Origin of the sequence: Croceicoccus sediminis (assembly GCF_007570835.1) — a bacterium.
GTDB classification, from domain to species: Bacteria; Pseudomonadota; Alphaproteobacteria; order Sphingomonadales; family Sphingomonadaceae; genus Croceicoccus; species Croceicoccus sediminis.
The window spans coordinates 251,549-270,452 of sequence record NZ_SUNC01000002.1; the positions used below are offsets into that span (position 1 = coordinate 251,549).

General features: G+C 64.5%; 19 protein-coding genes. 13 read left to right on the forward strand and 6 right to left on the reverse strand.

Annotated features, from left to right (window positions below):
• Positions 1-27: 27 nt before the first annotated feature.
• Both cutA and FAX90_RS09325 read right to left on the reverse strand, forming a co-directional pair.
• Positions 28-357: a divalent-cation tolerance protein CutA gene (cutA, locus tag FAX90_RS09320; protein WP_144097116.1), complete on the reverse strand. Its 330-nt coding sequence runs from the start codon at positions 355-357 to the stop codon at positions 28-30.
• Positions 354-1,460: a COX15/CtaA family protein gene (locus FAX90_RS09325; RefSeq protein WP_144097117.1), complete on the reverse strand. Its 1,107-nt coding sequence runs from the start codon at positions 1,458-1,460 to the stop codon at positions 354-356. Before FAX90_RS09325 ends, cutA begins: the two co-directional genes overlap by 4 nt.
• A 97-nt stretch (positions 1,461-1,557) precedes the next feature.
• Between FAX90_RS09325 and FAX90_RS09330 the strand changes: the two genes are divergently transcribed.
• The 4 genes from FAX90_RS09330 (at position 1,558) to FAX90_RS09345 (ending at position 4,184) form a co-directional block, all read left to right on the forward strand.
• Positions 1,558-1,932, forward strand: coding sequence for a MerC domain-containing protein (locus FAX90_RS09330; protein ID WP_144097118.1), 375 nt, complete (start codon positions 1,558-1,560; stop codon positions 1,930-1,932).
• A gap of 82 nt (positions 1,933-2,014) precedes the next feature.
• Positions 2,015-3,010 (forward strand): sulfur carrier protein ThiS, encoded by a 996-nt coding sequence (thiS, locus tag FAX90_RS09335; protein ID WP_144097119.1) that lies wholly within the window; start codon positions 2,015-2,017, stop codon positions 3,008-3,010.
• A gap of 131 nt (positions 3,011-3,141) precedes the next feature.
• Positions 3,142-3,678: a hypothetical protein gene (locus FAX90_RS09340; protein WP_144097120.1), complete on the forward strand. Its 537-nt coding sequence runs from the start codon at positions 3,142-3,144 to the stop codon at positions 3,676-3,678.
• Positions 3,675-4,184 (forward strand): hypothetical protein, encoded by a 510-nt coding sequence (locus FAX90_RS09345; protein WP_144097121.1) that lies wholly within the window; start codon positions 3,675-3,677, stop codon positions 4,182-4,184. Before FAX90_RS09340 ends, FAX90_RS09345 begins: the two co-directional genes overlap by 4 nt.
• 4 nt (positions 4,185-4,188) lie before the next feature.
• Here the strand turns inward: FAX90_RS09345 and FAX90_RS09350 are convergent, their stop codons facing one another.
• The 3 genes from FAX90_RS09350 to FAX90_RS09360 form a co-directional block, all read right to left on the reverse strand.
• Positions 4,189-6,039 carry an AMP-dependent synthetase/ligase gene (locus FAX90_RS09350; protein ID WP_144097122.1) on the reverse strand — a complete coding sequence of 617 codons (1,851 nt, stop codon included), beginning with the start codon at positions 6,037-6,039 and terminating at the stop codon, positions 4,189-4,191.
• Positions 6,040-6,123: 84 nt separating this feature from the next.
• The gene (ggt, locus tag FAX90_RS09355; RefSeq protein ID WP_205700660.1) at positions 6,124-7,821 is read right to left on the reverse strand and encodes a gamma-glutamyltransferase; all 1,698 of its coding nucleotides are present in this window, start codon (positions 7,819-7,821) and stop codon (positions 6,124-6,126) included.
• A 10-nt stretch (positions 7,822-7,831) separates the two neighbouring features.
• Positions 7,832-8,872, reverse strand: a complete 1,041-nt coding sequence (locus tag FAX90_RS09360) for a quinone-dependent dihydroorotate dehydrogenase (RefSeq protein WP_170234926.1) — start codon at positions 8,870-8,872, stop codon at positions 7,832-7,834.
• A gap of 557 nt (positions 8,873-9,429) precedes the next feature.
• Between FAX90_RS09360 and FAX90_RS09365 the strand changes: the two genes are divergently transcribed.
• Both FAX90_RS09365 and FAX90_RS09370 read left to right on the forward strand, forming a co-directional pair.
• A complete protein-coding gene (locus FAX90_RS09365; protein WP_170234927.1) occupies positions 9,430-9,789 on the forward strand; it encodes a UrcA family protein in 360 nt (119 codons plus the stop codon).
• Positions 9,790-9,909: 120 nt separating this feature from the next.
• On the forward strand, positions 9,910-11,499 hold the full coding sequence (locus FAX90_RS09370) for a tetratricopeptide repeat-containing protein (protein WP_144097125.1): 1,590 nt from the start codon (positions 9,910-9,912) through the stop codon (positions 11,497-11,499).
• Positions 11,500-11,518: 19 nt separating this feature from the next.
• On the opposite strand, the gene FAX90_RS09375 is transcribed toward FAX90_RS09370, so the two are convergent.
• Entirely contained in the window at positions 11,519-12,202 is a 684-nt protein-coding gene (locus FAX90_RS09375; protein WP_144097126.1) for a Crp/Fnr family transcriptional regulator, read from the reverse strand.
• A gap of 74 nt (positions 12,203-12,276) precedes the next feature.
• On the opposite strand from FAX90_RS09375, the gene FAX90_RS09380 reads away from it, so the two are divergent.
• The 7 genes from FAX90_RS09380 to FAX90_RS09410 all read left to right on the forward strand — a co-directional run bounded on the left by FAX90_RS09380 (position 12,277) and on the right by FAX90_RS09410 (position 18,900).
• Positions 12,277-14,331: a toll/interleukin-1 receptor domain-containing protein gene (locus tag FAX90_RS09380; RefSeq protein WP_144097127.1), complete on the forward strand. Its 2,055-nt coding sequence runs from the start codon at positions 12,277-12,279 to the stop codon at positions 14,329-14,331.
• 18 nt (positions 14,332-14,349) lie between these two features.
• Positions 14,350-14,754 (forward strand): hypothetical protein, encoded by a 405-nt coding sequence (locus FAX90_RS09385; RefSeq protein ID WP_144097128.1) that lies wholly within the window; start codon positions 14,350-14,352, stop codon positions 14,752-14,754.
• A gap of 143 nt (positions 14,755-14,897) precedes the next feature.
• The gene (locus FAX90_RS09390) at positions 14,898-15,338 is read left to right on the forward strand and encodes an SUF system Fe-S cluster assembly regulator (protein WP_144097129.1); all 441 of its coding nucleotides are present in this window, start codon (positions 14,898-14,900) and stop codon (positions 15,336-15,338) included.
• Complete coding sequence (gene sufB / locus FAX90_RS09395) at positions 15,335-16,849, forward strand: Fe-S cluster assembly protein SufB (RefSeq protein ID WP_144097130.1); 1,515 nt, start codon at positions 15,335-15,337, stop codon at positions 16,847-16,849. The genes FAX90_RS09390 and sufB overlap by 4 nt, the downstream gene beginning before the upstream one ends.
• Entirely contained in the window at positions 16,846-17,385 is a 540-nt protein-coding gene (locus FAX90_RS09400; RefSeq protein WP_240704821.1) for an endonuclease domain-containing protein, read from the forward strand. The genes sufB and FAX90_RS09400 overlap by 4 nt, the downstream gene beginning before the upstream one ends.
• Positions 17,386-17,404: 19 nt before the next feature.
• Positions 17,405-18,157 (forward strand): Fe-S cluster assembly ATPase SufC, encoded by a 753-nt coding sequence (gene sufC / locus FAX90_RS09405; RefSeq protein WP_144097131.1) that lies wholly within the window; start codon positions 17,405-17,407, stop codon positions 18,155-18,157.
• Positions 18,154-18,900, forward strand: a complete 747-nt coding sequence (locus FAX90_RS09410; protein WP_144097132.1) for a SufD family Fe-S cluster assembly protein — start codon at positions 18,154-18,156, stop codon at positions 18,898-18,900. The genes sufC and FAX90_RS09410 overlap by 4 nt, the downstream gene beginning before the upstream one ends.
• The last annotated feature ends 4 nt before the right edge of the window (positions 18,901-18,904 follow it).

Genomic DNA, 18,904 nt, shown 5'->3' on the forward strand with positions numbered 1-18,904 from the left:
AAATAATACCGTGCCGCGTTTGCCCGTTCAGCTTTCCCTGAGCATCGGCCCGATTCCGGCGAGCCAGGCGAGCGTTTCGCCGCCCGCGGCCTGACAGGTCCAGCCAGAGACCGCCGGGGTGTCGTAGGGGTGCAGTTCCTCAAGCCGGGCGACCGCGCGGTGGAGCAGGTCGGCCCGTGTCTTGAACAGTGCGCCTACTTCCTCGCCCTCGCCACGTTCGCCCTGCCAGACGAAACGCGACTTTACCGGGATCATGTTGCAGCAGGCGATAAGCCCTTCGTCGAGCAGCGCGTCGGCGACTTTGGCTGCGCTGTCCTCGTCCTCGAAAGGAGCCCAGATCAGCGCCGCCCCGCTCATTTCAGCACGCTGCCCGGCATCCTGTCGCGAAAGCCCAGCGCATGGGCGCCCCAGACCGCGGTGACCAGAACGAGCGCGCCGACGACCTGATGGGCGACGGCGACCCAGATTTCCATGCCCGACCAGACCGTGGCGATGCCCAGCAGGATCTGTGTGCCGAAGGCGGCATGAATGAAGATCGAGATGTGGCGATGCTTGGCCCGAAGGCGGCGTCCCATGACGATCAGTCCGGCCACGGCCACCCATGCCCACCAGCGATGGATGAAGTGGACGAGGTACGGATCGGCGGTAAAGGCGTGCAGCACTCCGCGCGACCAGTCGATCCCCTCGGGGAAGAACTGGCCCTGCATCAAGGGCCAGGAATTGATGATCCCGCCGCCCGCGACGTAGCCCGCATCGAGCCCGGCCATCCACGCACCGTAAAGCAATTGCACCGCGAGCAGGGCCAGGACGACAATGCTGAAGCGCGAAAGCCCCGCATGCGGATCGCTGCGCGCCCAGTTGCGCAAATCGAACGCGGTCCAGACCAGCCCGCCCAGCGTGAACAGCGCGGTCATCAGGTGGATCGACAGCCAGTAGTGCGAAACGTCAGTCCGCATGTCGATCATCGCCTCGGTACCGACGCCCGAACGCACCATCATCCACCCGAACACGCCCTGCAGCCCGCCCAGCGCCAGAAGCGCAAGAAGGCGCGGCTTGTATCCGGCCGGGATCGCGCCGCGAAACCAGAACCACGCCAGCGGCAGGGCAAAGGCCAGTCCGATCAGGCGGCCCAGCAGGCGGTGAAACCATTCCCAGAAATAGATGAACTTGTATTCCGCCAGAGTCATCCCGGCGGGGCCGTTCACCTCGATATATTCGGGGATCTGCTTGTAAGCGTCGAACTCGGCCTGCCACGCGCTTTCGCTCAGCGGTGGAATTGCCCCGGTCACAGGCTTCCACTCGGTGATGGACAATCCCGATTCGGTCAGGCGGGTGATCCCGCCGACCGCGATCATCAGGATGACGAGCGCCGCCACGAATGTCAGCCAATGCGACAGGGCCAGCGGTCTTTCGCTGCCATAGCGCACGGAATCGGGGGGATATACAGGAGCCGTTTTCATCTTTTCGGCCCCGCATCTGCTTCGCTTTGCCGCAAAGCGCAAGGGGCCAGCGCGGATTCTGCTTGTGTAATGATACAATATTACATACATGCGCCGCATGGAACGACCAAGCTATGCAACGCGCCTGAAGCTGGACCGGATGGGAATCGCCCTGTCCGGGCTTTGCGCCGTGCACTGCGTGGCCAGCATCCTGCTGGTCGGTTTGCTCGGACTGGGCGGGCAGTGGCTGCTGGCGCCTGAAATCCACGAATTCGGCCTGGGCCTTGCGATTCTGGTCGGCGCGGCGACGATCGGGGTCGGCGTTTTGCGCCATGGCCGGATGATGCCGCTGGCCGTCGGCGGGTTTGGACTTTTGCTGATGGGTTCGGCGCTTGTCGTTCCGCACGGCGTGTCGGAAGCCTCCTTAACCATCGCGGGCGTCGCCTTCGTGGCCGCCGCGCACATCATGAACTTGCGCGCGCACGCGTTCTGATCCCGTCGCAAATCCGCGTCGGGGCGCGGTGCATATCGATGGCGAAGCTTGAAGCGCGGGGCAAAGCGGCTATGTCGCCTGCATGTCCGAACAGATATCCATCATCGTCAATGGCGAATCCCGCCGCATTCCCCACGGCAGTTCGATCGCGGACCTTGCCCGCCTGCTCGAACTCGACCCGGCGAAAGTCGCGGTGGAGCGGAACGGCGACATCGTCCCGCGCTCGACGCTGGAAGGCGTGGGCCTTGCACAAGGTGACAAGCTGGAGATCGTGCATTTCGTGGGAGGTGGTGACGTGAGCGTTGCAAATGACGATACCTGGTCGGTGGCTGGTCAGACCTTCCGTTCGCGCCTGATCGTGGGCACGGGCAAGTACAAGGACTTCGAACAGAACGCCGCCGCGGTCGCGGCCAGCGGCGCGGAAATCGTCACCGTGGCGGTCCGCCGCGTCAACGTGTCGGACCCCAAGGCACCGATGCTGACCGACTATATCGACCCGAAGAAGATCACCTACCTGCCCAACACGGCGGGCTGCTTCACCGCCGAAGACGCGATCCGCACCTTGCGCCTTGCGCGTGAGGCGGGCGGCTGGGACCTGGTCAAGCTGGAAGTGCTGGGCGAGGCGAAGACGCTCTACCCCAATATGATCGAAACGCTGCGCGCGACCGAAGTGCTGGCAAACGACGGGTTCAAGCCGATGGTCTATTGCGCCGACGATCCCATCGCGGCCAAGCAGCTCGAAGACGCAGGCGCCGTCGCGATCATGCCGCTGGGCGCGCCGATCGGTTCGGGCCTTGGCATTCAGAACCGCGTCACGATCCGTCTGATCGTCGAAGGCGCGGGCGTTCCCGTGCTCGTCGACGCCGGTGTCGGCACCGCGTCCGATGCGGCGGTCGCCATGGAACTGGGCTGCGAAGGCGTGCTGATGAACACCGCGATTGCCGAGGCGAAGGACCCGGTCCTGATGGCCCACGCGATGAAGCTGTCGGTCGAAGCAGGCCGCGCCGCCTATCGCGCTGGCCGGATGGCGACGCGCAAATACGCCGATCCGTCGAGCCCGCTTGCCGGGTTGATCTGAATTTCCGGGGCGGCCGGCAGTGCAAAAATCGCCAGCCGCCTTAACCCGATCCTAACCCTGTCCCGCGCAATCTTGCCGAACCCCGCCGCAGTTTTCGCGGCAGGAACGGCGCAGGACGAGAAGGAAGGATCATGGCGCAGCTCGACACGGCATCTCTGGCGATCGCGGAACTGCGCGAATTTGCCGAGTTCGACCCGGCGGAGCAGCGTTATATCCGAAGAGGGCTCGACATCGGTCTGGCCCGCGCCGACGCGCTGGCCCGCTGGGCGCGCGATCCGGACGAGGCCGCCTCGATCCGCCGCCAGATGCTGGCCTACCAGCAGCTTCGCACGCTTCGCACCGCGCTTCCCGACATGCGCAGCGGAGAGAAGATGGAGCGGTTCATGGGCCGTCTCATCGCGCTGACCGTCGCCGACCTGTGCGAAGGATGCATCAACGGATTCGCGGCCTACCGCTTCCTTTATGAGCGTTTGCTTGGCCCCGAAGTGCGCCCCTGGCTTCCCGCGGCGTTCTGCGCCGCCTCCGCGCTGCCCCAGATTGTGCCAGAACGGCGCAAGGTCCTGCTTCACTCGATCAGCGAGGCCGCCGCATGCGCTCCGGGCTGGTCAAAGCGCCGTCCTGGATTCTATCCTGACTGGATCGAAGACCAGTCGGCGGAGATCCATTGAGCGCTATCACGGGACAGCCGGTGCCCGAAACCGGCGGAAACGGACCGCATTGGGACGAAATCTGCAGCTGGCGGGGCCGCTGCATGAACCTCTACGCCCGCAGTGACGAGATCATCTGCGAAACGCTGATGGTGGCAGAAGCCGCCGGGCACGAGGTCGACCTGACGCTTCCGGCACACGAACAGCTTGGCATCCTGCGCGATCTCGCCGAGGCGGAGACCGGGGAGGAGGGTACGCGGTCCAACGTCGTGCGGGCGATCGATGCCTGGTCGAAAATGGGCGTGCGCCGGCCTTTCGTGGTTCACGGCGTCATCACCGCGCTGATGCAGAACAAGGAACGCTGGCACGCCCGCTTCGATTCGATCACGGGCAGCGGCGACAGCGTGAAGATCGAACAATGGGTCGCCGACAAGGTCGAGGCCGAGGCGTTCGAGGAAGTGCTCGACGCGGCCTATACCCTGCTCAGCATCGAGCTGGAGCAGTTCCAGACCAAGTTCGGGTTCTAGGCCCTCAGCTTTTGTACATCGCCCCGATCCGGTCCGCATAACGATCGCGGATCTTGTGACGCCGGATCTTCAATGACGGGGTCATTTCGTGGTTCTCGATCGTGAAGGGCTCGTCCGCGAATTCGAAACGGCGCACCTTTTCGATCACTGACAGGTTGGTGTTGACCCGGTCCACGGCCGTGCGGATCGCCGCCTTGAAGTCGGGATTGTCCTTCAGCTTTGTCCAGTCGGTATCGGTGCCGTTCTCACGCGCCCAGTCGCGGGTCCATTCGGCATCGGGCACGATCAGGCCGACGATGTAGGGCTTTCGGTCGCCCGAAACCATCGCCTGTGCGATCTCCGGCTCCAGCGTCAGCATGCCCTCGACCCGTTGGGGCGCGACGTTGTCGCCCTTGTCGTTGACGATCATGTCCTTCTTGCGATCGGTGATCTTGATCCGCCCGCGTTCGTCGAAATGGCCGATGTCGCCTGTGTGCAGCCAGCCGTCGACCAGCGTTTTCGCGGTTTCGGCTGCGTTCTGCCAGTATCCGTGCATGACCATTTCGCCGCGCGCCAGGATTTCGCCGTCCTCGGCAATGCGGACTTCGGCGCCGTGGATCGGCGGGCCGACGGTATCCATCTTCAGCCCCGATTGCGGCCTGCTGACCGAGATGACCGGGCCGCTTTCGGTCTGGCCGTAGCCTTGCAGCAGCGGCAGGCCGAGGCCGGTGAAGAAATAGCCGATTTCGGGATTGAGCGGCGCACCGCCCGACACCATCGCCTTGATCCGCCCGCCGAACTTGGCCCGCACCTTGGGGCGCAGGACCTTGTTCAGGATGCGGTCTTCCATCGCGTCGATCAGGGGGCGGCGTTTGCCGTTCGATTGCCGTTCGACCAGCGCCATCGCGCGTGTCGCCAGCGTCTGTGCCGCCTTGCCCTGTTTCTCCAGCTGTTTGAGGATGCGCGCGCGCAGCACTTCGAACAGGCGCGGGACGACGACCATGATGGTCGGGCCCACGTCCTCGATATTGCCGGCCAGCTTGTCCAGCCCTTCGGAGTAGTAGATTTTCGCGCCAAGGCAGATCGGGAAGAATTGCCCGCCGGTATGTTCGTAGGCGTGGCTTAACGGCAGGAAGGAGAGGAAGGTTTCCTCCTCCCATCCGAAATCCTCGCCAATGACGCGGCCCGCGCCGGCGCAGTTCATCAGGATCGCGCCATGGTGCTGGCGCACGCCGCGCGGTGCGCCGCCGGTGCCGCTGGTGTAGATGATGCAGGCAAGATCCTCACGCCCGACCGACTGCATCCGTTCGGATACCGCCGCCCGTGCCGCATCGGCATCGCCGGTCAGCAGATCGGCCAGGGTATGGAACCGCGCCGTGCCGACTTGCTCCTGCTTCAATGTGTCGAACGAGATCACGTGTTCGACCGACGGGCTGTTCAATACGGCGGGCAGCAGCGTCTTGCCCAGTTTGGCAGAGGACACGAAAGCCGCCCGCGCGCCGGAATTTTCCAGCACGTGCAGGTGATCGGCCGTGGTGTTGGTGGTGTAGGCGGGCACGGTGACCAGCCCTGCGGCCATGATGGCAAGGTCTGCGATCAGCCATTCGGGGCGGTTCTCGCTGACCAGCACGACGCGGTCGCCCTTGTTGAGACCGATAGCCAGCATTGCTTCGGCCAGCAGGGTGACCTGCCGCGCGACTTCGGACCAGGTCAGAGGCTGCCAGGTGCCGTCTTTCTTGGCATAGAGAAAAGGGGCATCGCCCAGCGTGTCGGCGCGATGCAGGAACATCAAGACGAGGTTCTGCGCCTCGTCCATTTCGGCGATGGTGAAACCGTGAGGCCCCGTATGCGGTCCACCCGCAGTGGTTTTCGCCATGCGGCGTGTCCTTCCTTTCCTCTCCGTCAATGCGCTTCTACGGCGCACGTTCCCTACCGGCAAGTTACTGGCCCTACCGGCAAGCTACTGCGCTACGGCCGCGCCTTCGCTGCGACGGTCCGCCGCGCCGACATAGGCGCCGTCCACCAGCTCCACCGCGTTGGCCTTGAACGTGCCGGGGCGGGTGGTCACGTTCGCGTGGCCCAGCGCCTTCAGCGCCGGGATCATCGCGACTAGCGGGGTACCTTCCTCGACGAAGACGGTATCGCCGGGCGCGAAGATGACAGGCAGGTCGATGGCGTCCTGTGCGCTCATGTCCCAGTCGATCACCGCGATCAGCGCCTTGGCCACTTGCGCGATGATGGTGGAGCCGCCCGCAGCGCCCACGGCCATGCGGAACGTGCCGTCGGGACCATAGACGATCGACGGCGACATCGAGGAACGGGGCCGCTTGCCGCCTTCGACGCTGTTCGCCGTGCCGGGCGCGAAGTTGAAGTCGGTCAGCTCGTTGTTGAGGTAGTAGCCGTTGACGGTAAGCCCCGATCCGAAGGCGCTCTCTACCGTAGAGGTATAGGATGCGATGCCGCCGTCGCCGTCGATGGCCACGAAATGCGACGTGCCGTTTTCGGGCTGAGGGTCGGCCATGCTCATGATCGCCATTGCGCCGGGCGGCAGCCCTGCCTGCGGGTCGGGCATCGTGCCGGTCGCGCTGATCTGCTGGCCGCGCTTTACGAGATAGCCTTCATCCATCAGGCCCGTCAGCGGCACGTCGATGAAATCGCTGTCGGCGAGCCAACGTCCACGGTCGGCAAAGGCGAGGCGCATCGATTCGGCGATCAGGTGCCAGGCGACCGGGCTTTCCGGGCCATAGGCACCCATGTCGAACCGTTCGATCTGTTTCAGGATGGCGAAGACGGTCGTCGCCCCGGAAGAGGGCGGACCCATGCCGCAAATGACGTAAAGGCGGTACGTGCCGCAGGCGCTGCCACGCTCCTTCGCCGTGTAGGAAGTGACGTCGGCCACGGTCATCGCGCCCTTGCCTGCGGGAGTCGCGGTGTCGACCGTGGTGACAATCGCGTCGGCATTGCTGCCGGTATAGAATGCCTCGGGTCCTTCGGCGGCAAGCCGTTCGAGGAAGGCGGCAAGCTTTGGATTCCGCACTTTCGTCCCGACGGGCAGCGGCTCTCCATCCGCGCCGTAGAAAAGGGCGCGTCCATCCGCGCTCATCGCGCCGACGGAGCGCCAGCGGTCAAGACTGTCACGCAGCTTCGGCCCGATGACGAAACCATCGCGGGCCAGTGCGATTGCGGGGTCGAACAGGTCTTTCCATGGCAGCGCGCCGTGTTCGGCGTGCGCCTTGGCCGCCAGCGCGACGTTGCCCGGAACGCCGACGCTGAGCCCGCTTTCGACCGCGGCGCGGAACGGCATCGGCTGGCCGGAAGCATCGAGGAATCGCGCGGGCGTTGCCGCGGCGGGTGCTGTTTCGCGGCCATCGTAGGTGGTCGGATCGCCGTCGCCTTCGGGGTCGAGGACGAGAAAACCGCCGCCGCCGATCCCGCTCGACTGTGGCTCTACCACGGTCAGCGCCAGCATCGTGGCAAGGGCCGCATCGGTCGCGTTGCCGCCTGCGCGCAGCATGGCGACACCCGCCTCTGCCGCTTGCGGATCGGCGGCGCTGACCATGCCTGCCGAAGGGCGGATCGGGCCGGTTTCGGAAGGGAGCGTCGCGCAGGCGCCAAGGGCGAGCGGCGCGGCGAGAACGGCAATCAGGCGTTGGATCATGGAGCGCAGGCTATTCGCTGCCAACCGCTTCGGCAATCGATGAAAATCCGTCACGCGCCATAAGGGCGGGCAACCCGCGCACGATCTTTGCCGCGATGCCCGGTCCTTCGTAGACCATGGCCGAATAGAGCTGCACCAGGCTGGCCCCGGCGCGGATGCGTTCGAAGGCGTCTTCTGCCGTAGCAATGCCGCCGATGCCGATCAGCGGGATCGCTCCGCCGGTCGCCTTGCGAAAATCGCGCAGCCGCTGCAGCGCGAGCGCCTTGATCGGAGCGCCCGACAAGCCGCCACCTTCCGCGCGGTTCTTCGATGCGAGCGGGGGCCGCGTGATCGAGGTATTGGACACCATCAGCGCGCCGAGCTTCTTGTCGATAGCGATGCGCGAGATCGCATCCACGTCCGCCGGTTCGAGATCGGGGGCGACTTTCAGGAAGACCGGCGGGCCGTCTTCGCCACGCGCTTCCAGCACGGCATCGAGCAGGCCGGTCAGCGCTGTCTCGTCCTGCAAAGCGCGCAGGCCCGGCGTGTTCGGGCTGGAGATATTGACCGCCAGATAGCTGGCATAGGGCGCCATGATCCGCGTCATCGTGGCGTAATCGGCCACGCGGTCGTCGCTGTCCTTGTTCGCGCCGATGTTGATCCCGACCACGCCGGGGCGGCCTGCGCGGCGTATGATACGCTTCTCCACCACCTCGGCCCCTTCGTTGTTGAAGCCCATGCGGTTGATGACGGCGCGATCTTCGGCAAGCCGGAACAGGCGAGGTTTCGGATTGCCCTCCTGCGGCAAAGGCGTGACGCTGCCCAGTTCGGCGAACCCGAAGCCGCAACGCAGCAGGGCGTCGGGTACTTCGCCGTTCTTGTCGAAACCGGCGGCCATGCCGACAGGGTTGGGAAAGCGGAGTCCGGCCACGTCGATCGCCAGCGCCGGATCGGGGCGCGGCGGGCTGGCCAACAGGGAACTGGGCGTCGTCTTCAAGGCGTCGAGAGCGACACCGTGTGCCTGTTCGGCGTCGAGACGGAAGATAAGCGGGCGCAGCAGCGAGTAGACCATGCGCGCGCCTATAAAAGACGCTTTGCGCAATGTCGAACGGCGGCTGCAGGCAATTTACGCAAAGTCGCGTCGATAAAAATCCGCATTTTTCGTCGTGAGCGTGACCGCCGTCACGGGCCCTGTTTCGCGTTCGGGCCTAAACCCGTTTCCAACAGATACAGGGCAGGGACTTGGGGGAGTTCCCGTTCTGTACGTTGTGAGCTGAGCCTGTTCCGTCATGGTCCGATGACCAAGGCTCGCTTGCAAGGCCTACCGGCGTTTGTCCGCGCCGGTGTCCGTGGGGGGTGCCCGGATCTTTCGAGATCCGGGCATTCGCCGTTTCAGGGCCGCCAAAAATCAGTCCGGGCAAAAATTAAACAAACAATCGTGTCAGTAAAGAAATCGAAGTTTGCGCCTTAATACTATCCGGTTTCTATTAAGATTTCATATGATCTGAAACTATCTCTATTTAAATAAATAAATTACTCGTGACGACGATCACGCGCAACGAATCGAAAATGGGAGCATCTCTTGTCTGGTCGCAACAATCACATGCAAGACTGTGGGGAGCTCTTATCATGTACAAGAACAAGGCATTCATCGCCATTATCGCCGCCGGTGTCGCTGTCACCGGCTTCACCACTGCCGCCCATGCCGAACCGGCCACGCGTACGATCGAGATCCATACCTGGGCCTTCGATCTTACGAGCGATGAGGGGGTCAAGGACCTTCGCAACTCGGTCCGCCGCGCTGCGCGACAGGTCTGCGAAGCCAAGGAACTGCGCGGCGCAGGCGTCATGGCTCTCGTGCGCAAGTGCATGGCCGATACGATGGATCGCACCGAGGTGCAGGTCGCAGCTGCCATCGATTCGCGGAACAACCTTCCGGTCATGGTCGCGGTCGATCCCGCAAAGGCTCCGCGTTCGCCCGCACGCTGACGCGTCCGGAAAACATGGCGAAAGAAAGTCCGGGCCCGAGAGGGTTCGGACTTTCTGCGTTTGTGCTAACCCCTTGCCCGCAACGACCGTCCGGGGGCGGAAATTGACCGAGGACCGTAAATGCCGATGAAGCCGACGCTTCCCGCGATCATAACGGCTGCGCGCGCAGGTGCGCTCGACCATGCCGAACACCTATTCGCGGCGGGCGGGTCCGAAGGCCGGGAAGAACCCTCGACGCTCGCCGTCAGGGGGCGCCTGCGCAAGGATCGCGCCCTGCGCCTGTCGGGCGAGGAACGGCGCGCGATGATGGCTGAGGCCGCGTCGCTTTACGAACGGGCCGACGCCCAGCTGCCTCAGCCCTATACCCGCATCAACGTGGCGACGCTGCGCCTGCTTTCGGGAGACGAGGAAGGCGCGCGCAGCCTTGCCGCGGGAATCGCGCAATGGCTGGAAAACGACGCCGAACTGGCCGAAACGCCGTTCTACCTTGCCGCCACGCGGGCAGAGGCGCTCCTGCTGGTCGGAGATCGGGCCGGGGCCAGGGCCTCGCTGATCGCGGCGCTTCAGGCATCGCCCGACAATCACGAGGACATGGCCAGCACGCTGCGCCAGTTGCGCCTGATCGTCGAGGCGCGGGGGCAGGATGCGGAATGGCTGGACGAATTCCGCCCGCCCCGTTCGCTGCACTTTGCCGGGCACATGGGGGTCGACGCGCGCGACGTCGCCGCGCTGGCCGACCGGATCGACGCGGTGCTTGAGGAAGAGGCGATCGGCTTCGGCTTTGGGGCACTGGCCGCCGGGGCCGACATCCTGATCGCGGAACGCCTGCTGGCGCGCGGTGCACAGCTTCATGTCGTCCTGCCGCTGACGCCGGAGGCTTTCGTCGCCCAGTCGATTCGCCCCTATGGCGAAGGGTGGGAAGCGCGATTCCGCGCCTGCCTCGATGCCGCAGAAAGCCTTGTCACCACGGCCACCGACACCGGCGCCTACGAACCGCTGGCGACCGCGCTGGCATCCGATGTCGCGATGGGTTCGGCGGTACTCCACGCCTGTATGATGGGGAGCGAGGCGGTGCAGCTTACCATCGTCGACGACGAGGGGGGTGAACTGGGACAGGGCCGCGCCACCGCGCGCGATGCCACCCGGTGGCAGGACGCGGGCCGTCGCAGCCATCACTTGCGCTGGCCCCGCGTCGAAAGCGTGCGCGCCTCTGCCACCAAGCCGCGCGAAGGCCGCTCCGACAGGCGGCTCGCCGCCATGCTGCTGATCGGGTTCGCGGGGCTGGACGATCTGGACGAGGCCTCGTTCGAGAAAGCGGCCGACGAATTGCTCTATCCCCTGCGCGACGCCCTCGCCGCGATGGAGGCGCAGCCTTCGGTCATGCTGTCGTGCGGGAACGACCGTCTTGCCGCCTTCGGCACGCCGGAAGCCGCGTGGCAGTTTGCCTGCGAACTTCGGCAGCACAGTTTCAAGGCGCCGCTGTCGATCGCAGGCCACTATGCGCTTGCCCACTGGTTCGAAGATCCCGCCGCGCTGGCAGGCCGCGGCGTGGCGGACCTGTCGCGCCTTGCCGGGCAGGCGCTGCCAGGGGTGGTAACGGTGAGCGAGCCTTTCGCGTCCGCCCTGTTCCTCGGCGTGCCGGGGGTCGTCTATGCCGAACCTGTCGGAGAGTGCGAGGGCCTGACCCTCTTCGCCCTGCGCGATGGCTAGGCCGGGCGGGCCTTGCAGATCAGAAGATCAGTTCTTCGAGCCGGTGTTCGGCGACGACGCGCAGACCGTCCTCTTCCCGTTTCACGATGCCCTTCTTTTCCAGCTTGCTGATCGCGCGCGACACGGTTTCGCGCGTGGTCTGAAGGCTGAGCGCGAATTGCGTGATAACCGGTGGCGGCGAAATCGTGAGGTTCACGCCGTCACGTGCCAGCCGAAGCAGTTCGGAATGGATGCGCCCGACGGTCGACAGCGTCGACACCTCTGCCATCCGGCGGTTCTGGGTCATCAACCGTTTGAGCAGGCGGCGCGAGATCGCCATCGCCACGCTGGCATGGGCCGACATGGCCGCGACCATGACGTGCGATTCGAGGCTGCAGGCCGTGCTGTGACTGACGGCGACGACTTCGTCTCCCGTCTCGCTGCCCGCGCCGTCGTCGGTCAGCGCGCCTTCGCCGAACAGGTCGCCATCGCGAAATTCCTCGATCACGGCCATGCGTCCGTCGATGGAAATCGCCAGCATCCGGGCGTGGCCGCGGATCATCAGGAACAGGTGTTCAGCCCGCTGCCCGCTGGCCAGGACGATGTCGCGCGGCCCGAAACTGACGCGCTGCGCCTGCCGCGCCAGCGACATCGCGACCGCGTCGTCGCAGTCGAAACCGCGTGCGATGGCTTGCACCGTGTCAGGTTCGGGGTTGCGGATCATGGAGTTAACGATAGTTCCGGCTTATACGGGCGCGCAAGTTGCATGCTTGTGTGTTTGGGGCAGAGACATCGGGAATGAACGGCGCCGCGATTAAAGAGGCGGAGCCCAGTTATTGGGCGTTTATCAGTTATTCGCACGCGGACATACCGTTTGCGACATGGCTCCACCGCGCGCTTGAAACCTATCGCCTGCCCCGACACCTGCAGGACGGCGAGGGGCGGGACCTGCCCCGCCGCCTGTTCCCCGTGTTCCGCGACCGGCAGGAACTGGAAGCCGCCAACGACCTTGGCGACCGGCTGCGCGAGGCGATTGCCGCGTCGCGCTGTCTTGTCGTCATCTGTTCGCCGCGCGCGGCGAAATCGCGCTGGGTGGACGAGGAAATCCGGTATTTCCGCACGGTACGGCCCGATGGCGTGGTGCTGGCCGCGATCCTTTCGGGCGAACCGCATGCCAGCGACATTCCGGGCCGGGAGGACGAAGAATGCCTGCCGCGCGCACTGCGTTTCGCGACCGGACCGGACGGAGAGTTGACCGACACGCGGGTGGAGCCGCTGGCCGCCGATTTTCGCGAAGGCGGCGACGGCAAGCGGCTGGCCCGGCTGAAGCTGGTTGCCGGGATCATCGGGGTCAAGCTGGACCGGATCGTGCGCCGCGACGCCCAGCGGCGGCACCGGCGGCTGGCGATATTGGCGGCGGCCTCGGTCCTTGGCATGATCGGTACCAGCCTGCTGGCCTACACCGCCGTGCGCGCCCGCGACGAGGCGCAGTATCAGCGGGCGCAAGCCGACAGCCTGGTCGAATTCATGATTACCGACCTGAAGCCTCGGCTCGAGAAAGTGGGCCGTCTCGACGTGCTCGATTCGGTGGGAGAGCGGGCGCTGTCCTATTACGAGGATCAGGACCAGGACGAACTCGACATCGATGCTCTGGGCCGCAAGGCGCGAGCCCTGCACCTCGTCGGCGAAGTCGCGAACCTTCGCGGACAGCCCGAACAGGCACGGCGCAGCTTCATCGAGGCGGCGAAAGCGACGGGCGCTGCCTTGCAGGACGATCCGGACAACTGGCAGCGCGTTTTCGATCATTCGCAAAGCGAGTTCTGGGTCGGCTACGGCTTTTACGAACAGGCCGACTGGCCCAATGCGGCGGTCCACCTTGGCCGCTATCGCGATTTGGGCCGCAAGCTGGTCGCGCTGAAACCCGACGACCCGACCTCGAAGCTGGAGGCGGCTTCGGGCGAGCTCAACCTGGGCGTCGTCAACCGCGAGATCGGCCGTTTCGGCGATGCGCTCGCCTCTTTCGACGAGGCTGAGCGGCTTTACCGCCTGATCCAACCGCAGGACCGGATGACGCGGATGTTCATCGTGCAGGCGATTTCGCACGCGGCGACGACGCTGGCCTATGCAGGTGACGAGGTCGCGGCGGAAAAGCGCCGCATCCGCCAGATCCTGCAGATCGATGCCTACGACGATGGTTCGGACCGCCAGCTCGACCGCTATCGTGCCATCGGGCTCGACCAGCTGGCGGGCCTTCGTTTCGCGCTGGGGCGGATGAACGAAGGTTGCGCCAGCCTGCAGCTGGCCGACCGACGCTGGCGTGAGCTGATCGCGCTGGACCCCGATAACAAGGCATGGGCGCAGGACCGCGATTTCGACCGCGCGCAGATGGCGCTGTGCAAGTGGCGCGCGGGCGGCAAGGGCGAGGCGGCGGCCGATCTTCGCGCCATTTCCGGCAAGATCGCCCACAGCGAGGGCAACGGCACGGACGAGGCGGACGAATTCTATCTCGTCGCACTGGCCTATGCTGCGGGGCTGGGCGTTGCGGAACCGGCAACGCTCGCTCTCTACGCCAAAAGGGAATATGCTGGCGACTTCGAGAAGCTGGCGAGCAGCGCCCCGGCCCGCGCGGCGATCCTGATTGCGATCGGCGATGCCGAGAAACCGGGCGGCAAGGCGCGGCGCAAGGCGTGGGACCGCGCAGGCGAGGTGCTGGCGGCATCGGGCCACCGCACGGTGCTGGAGAGGCTTCAGAAGGATAGGGTGTGTCGCCGCACGCGCGGCAAACAGGAATTCTGCTCGGAGGATAGGGCCGGCGTGCCTGCCTCTGCTTTCGGGGGAATATTTGCAGAATAACGCAAAGGAGTGGGGACTATGGCAAGTCAGAATCTGCCAAATACGGTGAACTTCAAGGTCAACAAGAGCGGGGTGATCGTCGATCATCGCAAGATCACGCCCGATGCGAATGGCATCGTCGAACTGACCATCGCGCAGGACAACAAGTGGGAGTTCGCCACGAACACCGGCTTCATCCCGGCCGGTTACAGCTCGTGGACTGCCCTGACCGATGCGAGCGGCACATTTATCGGCGTGCTGGTCGAGGACGGCCAGATCGCTTTCAACGCGCGCACCGGCACATCGGATCAGGACCTGCAGCTCAAGGTTACGTCCAGCGGCACCGCAGGCCAGGAATACGAATATGCCGTCCTGCTGCAGTCGACCGACGACAGCGGCACCTTTGCGTTCTGCGATCCGGTGATCGTCGACCGCGGCGGTTAAGCGCCGATTCCGGGGCAAATGCAAACGACTCTCAACAGTCGGTTTTCATTGAATCGGTAGCAATGCATCCCTAGGTGAAACCGGACCGGATCGTTCCGATTAAGGATCGATCCCTTGGTAGACACCCGGGAGCACGATCTTACATGCGGCTTTCCAGCATGGCCGATTACGCCGTCGTGGCGATGCGTGCCGCTGCCCTTCACTGTGGCGGTGACCGGACCAATGCGTCCGAAATCTCGGAAGAAACCGGCCTGCCGCTGCCCACCGTACAAAAGCTGGTGAGCAGGCTTTCGTCCGCTGGCCTGCTGCGTTCGGTGCGCGGTGCAGGCGGCGGTTTCCGCCTGGCCCGCCCGGCCGCCGCGATTACCGTGGCCGACATTGTCGAGGCCATCGAAGGCCCCATCGCGCTGACCCAGTGCTGTGACGAGGATGGCGACTGCGCCATAGAACTGCGCTGCGGCACCCGCGCCCACTGGCCGCAAGTGAACCGGGCCATCCGCTCTGCGCTTTCCGGCATTTCGCTGGTCGATCTCGCCCACGAGAAAGCGCCGCAAGACATTACCGATCTGGAAGTATCCGCATGAACGACCCACAGGCAGAAGTTCTGAAAGCAGCGCAGGAAGAGGCTGTCGAGAAGGACCGCGCCGCCAAAGACGCGGCCAAGGCGCTCGAGACCTACGAATACGGCTTCTCCTCCGATATCGAGCAGGAGTTTGCGGAAAAAGGCCTGTCCGAGGAAACCGTGCGCTTCATCTCGGCCAAGAAGGGCGAGCCGGAATGGATGCTGGAATGGCGCCTGAAGGCCTATCGCCACTGGCTGACCATGCCGCAGCCGGACTGGGCGAAAGTGAATTTCCCGCCGATCGATTACCAGGACGCGTACTACTACGCCGCGCCCAAGGCGAAGCCGAAGCTGGAATCGCTCGACGAACTCGATCCCGAGATCAAGGCCGTCTACGACAAGCTGGGCATCCCGATTGCCGAGCAGGAAGTGCTCGCCGGTGTCGAAGGCGCGCGCAAGGTTGCCGTCGACGCGGTGTTCGACTCTGTCTCGGTCGCCACGACGTTTCGCAAGGAACTGGAAGAAGCGGGCGTCATCTTCCGCTCGATCAGCGAGGCGATCAAGGAATACCCTGACCTTGTGAAGCAATGGCTGGGCAAGGTCGTGCCGATGCACGACAACTTCTTTGCCACGCTCAATTGCGCGGTCTTTTCCGACGGCACTTTCGTATACGTGCCCAAGGGCGTGCGCTGCCCGATGGAGCTGTCGACCTATTTCCGCATCAATGCCGAGAATACGGGCCAGTTCGAACGGACGCTGATCGTGGCCGAAGCGGGCAGCTATGTCTCCTACCTCGAAGGCTGCACCGCGCCGATGCGCGATGAAAACCAGCTTCACGCCGCGGTGGTCGAACTGGTCGCGCTCGACGATGCGGAGATCAAGTACTCCACGGTGCAGAACTGGTACCCCGGCGATGGCGAGGGCAAGGGCGGCATCTACAACTTCGTGACCAAACGCGCGCTGTGCCAGGGCAAGAACAGCAAGGTTAGCTGGACGCAGGTGGAAACCGGCAGCGCGGTGACGTGGAAGTATCCCTCCTGCGTGCTGAACGGTGAAAACTCGGTGGGCGAGTTCTACTCGGTCGCCGTCACCAACAATCACCAGCAAGCCGATACCGGCACGAAGATGATCCACAACGGGAAGAACACCCGGTCCACGATCATTTCCAAGGGGATCAGCGCGGGCAAGTCCGACAACACCTATCGCGGCCTCGTCCGTGTGGGCGCGAACGCGGACAACGTGCGCAACTTCACGCAGTGCGACAGCCTGCTGCTGGGCAGCGAGTGCGGCGCGCATACCGTGCCCTATATCGAGGTGAAGAACCCGAGTGCCCAGATCGAGCACGAGGCGACCACGTCAAAGATCAGCGACGACCAGCTGTTCTACGCGATGCAGCGCGGGCTGGGCGAGGAAGAGGCCGTGGCCCTGATCGTCAACGGCTTTGCCAAGGAAGTGCTGAAGGAACTCCCGATGGAATTCGCGGTCGAGGCGCAGAAGCTGCTCGCGATCTCGCTTGAGGGTTCAGTTGGATGACCGAAATGACTGAAAAGAAGACGCTGAAGCTTCGCGAAGCATCGGACGACGCCGAACCCACGATCAAGAAGAAGGGTCGTGGTTGGGAAATTTCCGAATCGCGCCTCGACGCGCTGCACGATCGTGCGCGCGAGATGCGGCGGCACTCGACCCCTGCGCACAAGGCGCTGGCCGAGAAGTTCGCGAAGGCGGATCTCGGCCGTCACAAGTTCACCCGCCACGCCGTCGTCGGCAGCGCGATCGTCGATTTCAACTGCCACTCCCTCGGCATGGCGATCGACATCGACGAGGAAGGCGAGGACGAGGCGTTGGCCAAGCGCCGCGACAAGAGCCTTGAGGCCGTCGGCATCCGCGTCATGCGGATCAAGGCCGACGACATCCTGAACAATATCGACGACGTGTTGAAGCGCATCACCGCCGGCATGCGGATGCGCATCGCCGACCGCCGCGAGGCGCGGGCCAAGCACTTCGACGAAAAGAAGAACAGCGGGCAGGGCTACAAGCCCCGCACCTACCGCGGACCGAACAGAGACTAACTTGGTAGAAACTGGCACGATGCTGAAAATCGAAAACCTTCACGCCGAAGTCGCCACCGCAGATGGGGCAAAGCAAATCCTGAACGGGTTGACGCTCGAAGTCGGCGCGGGCGAGGTCCATGCCATCATGGGTCCCAACGGCGCGGGCAAGTCGACGCTGGCCTACGCGCTGGGCGGACGACCCGGTTACGAGATCACGCAAGGGTCGGTGACGTTCGACGGGAAAGACCTGCTGGACATGGAACCGCACGAACGCGCCGCCGCCGGCCTGTTCCTCGGCTTTCAGTATCCGGTCGAAATCCCCGGCGTTTCCAACGTCCAGTTCCTGCGCGAGGCCGCCAATGCCCAGCGCAAGGCGCGCGGGGAGGAACCGCTGACCGGCGGTGAATTCCTGAAGCTTGCCAAGGAAAAGGCCGCGCTGCTGCGCATGGACATGGACATGCTGAAGCGTCCGGTGAACGTCGGTTTCTCGGGCGGTGAGAAGAAGCGGAACGAGATGGTCCAGATGGGCATCCTCGACCCGAAGTTCGCCATTCTGGACGAGACCGATTCCGGCCTCGACATCGATGCCCTGCGCACGGTTGGTGACGGTATCAATTCGATCATGCGCGCAGAGGGCAAGGGCGTGCTGCTCATCACCCACTATCAGCGCCTGCTCGATTACGTGAAGCCGGACAAGGTGCACATCCTGGCCAAGGGCCGCATCGTGAAGACCGGCGGCCCCGAACTGGCGCTGGAGCTTGAGCGCGAGGGTTATGAGGAGGTCGTGTGACCGATCTGGCAACACTTCCCACAACGCGTGACGAAGACTGGCGCTATGCCGATGCAGCCGCGCTGGAATCGTCTGACGCCGAAACGCTGACCGGCTGGACCGAAATCGCGGTTCCTGCGGGCGAAAGCCGCGCCGAAAGCCGCGACGTCACCGGCGTGGAACGCATCCGGGTGCGCGTCGGCAAGAGCGGGAAATTCGAACTGTCCGCCGTAAACGCGGCGCCCGGATATGCCCGGCTGGAATGCGAAGTCACGCTGGAAGACGGCGCGCATTTCGAATTCGGCGGCGTCACCATCGGCGGCGGCAACGAAACGCGCGAATTCGTGACCCGCTGCATCCATGTTGAGCCCAATGCGACGTCCAACCAGGTCGTGCGCGCGGTTCACTGGGGCAAGGCGACCGGCAATTTCCTGGGCCGGATCGAGGTCGTGCGCGATGCGCAGAAGACCGACGCGGCTCAGAACTTTCGCGCCATCCTGCTCGAAAAGGGTGCGAGCGCGAATACCAAGCCGGAACTGGAAATCTTTGCCGACGACGTGAAGTGCGCCCACGGCGCGGCGATCGGCGCGCTGGACCAGATGGCGGGTTTCTACATGGCCGCGCGCGGTATTCCGCCCGAGATCGCCCGCAAGCTGCAGGTGCAGGCCTTCGTCGCCGACGCGTTCGAGAATATCGAGGACGAGGCACTGGGCGAACGCCTGCTGGAACGCGCGCTGTCGGTTCTGGAAGGTGCGCAGCTGTGAGCAC

What these genes read in the sequence shown, in the direction of transcription:
- cutA (WP_144097116.1), bottom strand. Translation starts at nt 357, where the DNA reads ATGAGCGGGGCGGCGCTGATCTGGGCTCCTTTCGAGGACGAGGACAGC.
- FAX90_RS09325 (WP_144097117.1), bottom strand. Translation starts at nt 1,460, where the DNA reads ATGAAAACGGCTCCTGTATATCCCCCCGATTCCGTGCGCTATGGCAGC.
- FAX90_RS09330 (WP_144097118.1), top strand. Translation starts at nt 1,558, where the DNA reads ATGGAACGACCAAGCTATGCAACGCGCCTGAAGCTGGACCGGATGGGA.
- thiS (WP_144097119.1), top strand. Translation starts at nt 2,015, where the DNA reads ATGTCCGAACAGATATCCATCATCGTCAATGGCGAATCCCGCCGCATT.
- FAX90_RS09340 (WP_144097120.1), top strand. Translation starts at nt 3,142, where the DNA reads ATGGCGCAGCTCGACACGGCATCTCTGGCGATCGCGGAACTGCGCGAA.
- FAX90_RS09350 (WP_144097122.1), bottom strand. Translation starts at nt 6,039, where the DNA reads ATGGCGAAAACCACTGCGGGTGGACCGCATACGGGGCCTCACGGTTTC.
- ggt (WP_205700660.1), bottom strand. Translation starts at nt 7,821, where the DNA reads ATGATCCAACGCCTGATTGCCGTTCTCGCCGCGCCGCTCGCCCTTGGC.
- FAX90_RS09360 (WP_170234926.1), bottom strand. Translation starts at nt 8,872, where the DNA reads ATGGTCTACTCGCTGCTGCGCCCGCTTATCTTCCGTCTCGACGCCGAA.
- FAX90_RS09365 (WP_170234927.1), top strand. Translation starts at nt 9,430, where the DNA reads ATGTACAAGAACAAGGCATTCATCGCCATTATCGCCGCCGGTGTCGCT.
- FAX90_RS09370 (WP_144097125.1), top strand. Translation starts at nt 9,910, where the DNA reads ATGCCGATGAAGCCGACGCTTCCCGCGATCATAACGGCTGCGCGCGCA.
- FAX90_RS09375 (WP_144097126.1), bottom strand. Translation starts at nt 12,202, where the DNA reads ATGATCCGCAACCCCGAACCTGACACGGTGCAAGCCATCGCACGCGGT.
- FAX90_RS09380 (WP_144097127.1), top strand. Translation starts at nt 12,277, where the DNA reads ATGAACGGCGCCGCGATTAAAGAGGCGGAGCCCAGTTATTGGGCGTTT.
- FAX90_RS09385 (WP_144097128.1), top strand. Translation starts at nt 14,350, where the DNA reads ATGGCAAGTCAGAATCTGCCAAATACGGTGAACTTCAAGGTCAACAAG.
- FAX90_RS09390 (WP_144097129.1), top strand. Translation starts at nt 14,898, where the DNA reads ATGCGGCTTTCCAGCATGGCCGATTACGCCGTCGTGGCGATGCGTGCC.
- sufB (WP_144097130.1), top strand. Translation starts at nt 15,335, where the DNA reads ATGAACGACCCACAGGCAGAAGTTCTGAAAGCAGCGCAGGAAGAGGCT.
- FAX90_RS09400 (WP_240704821.1), top strand. Translation starts at nt 16,846, where the DNA reads ATGACCGAAATGACTGAAAAGAAGACGCTGAAGCTTCGCGAAGCATCG.
- sufC (WP_144097131.1), top strand. Translation starts at nt 17,405, where the DNA reads ATGCTGAAAATCGAAAACCTTCACGCCGAAGTCGCCACCGCAGATGGG.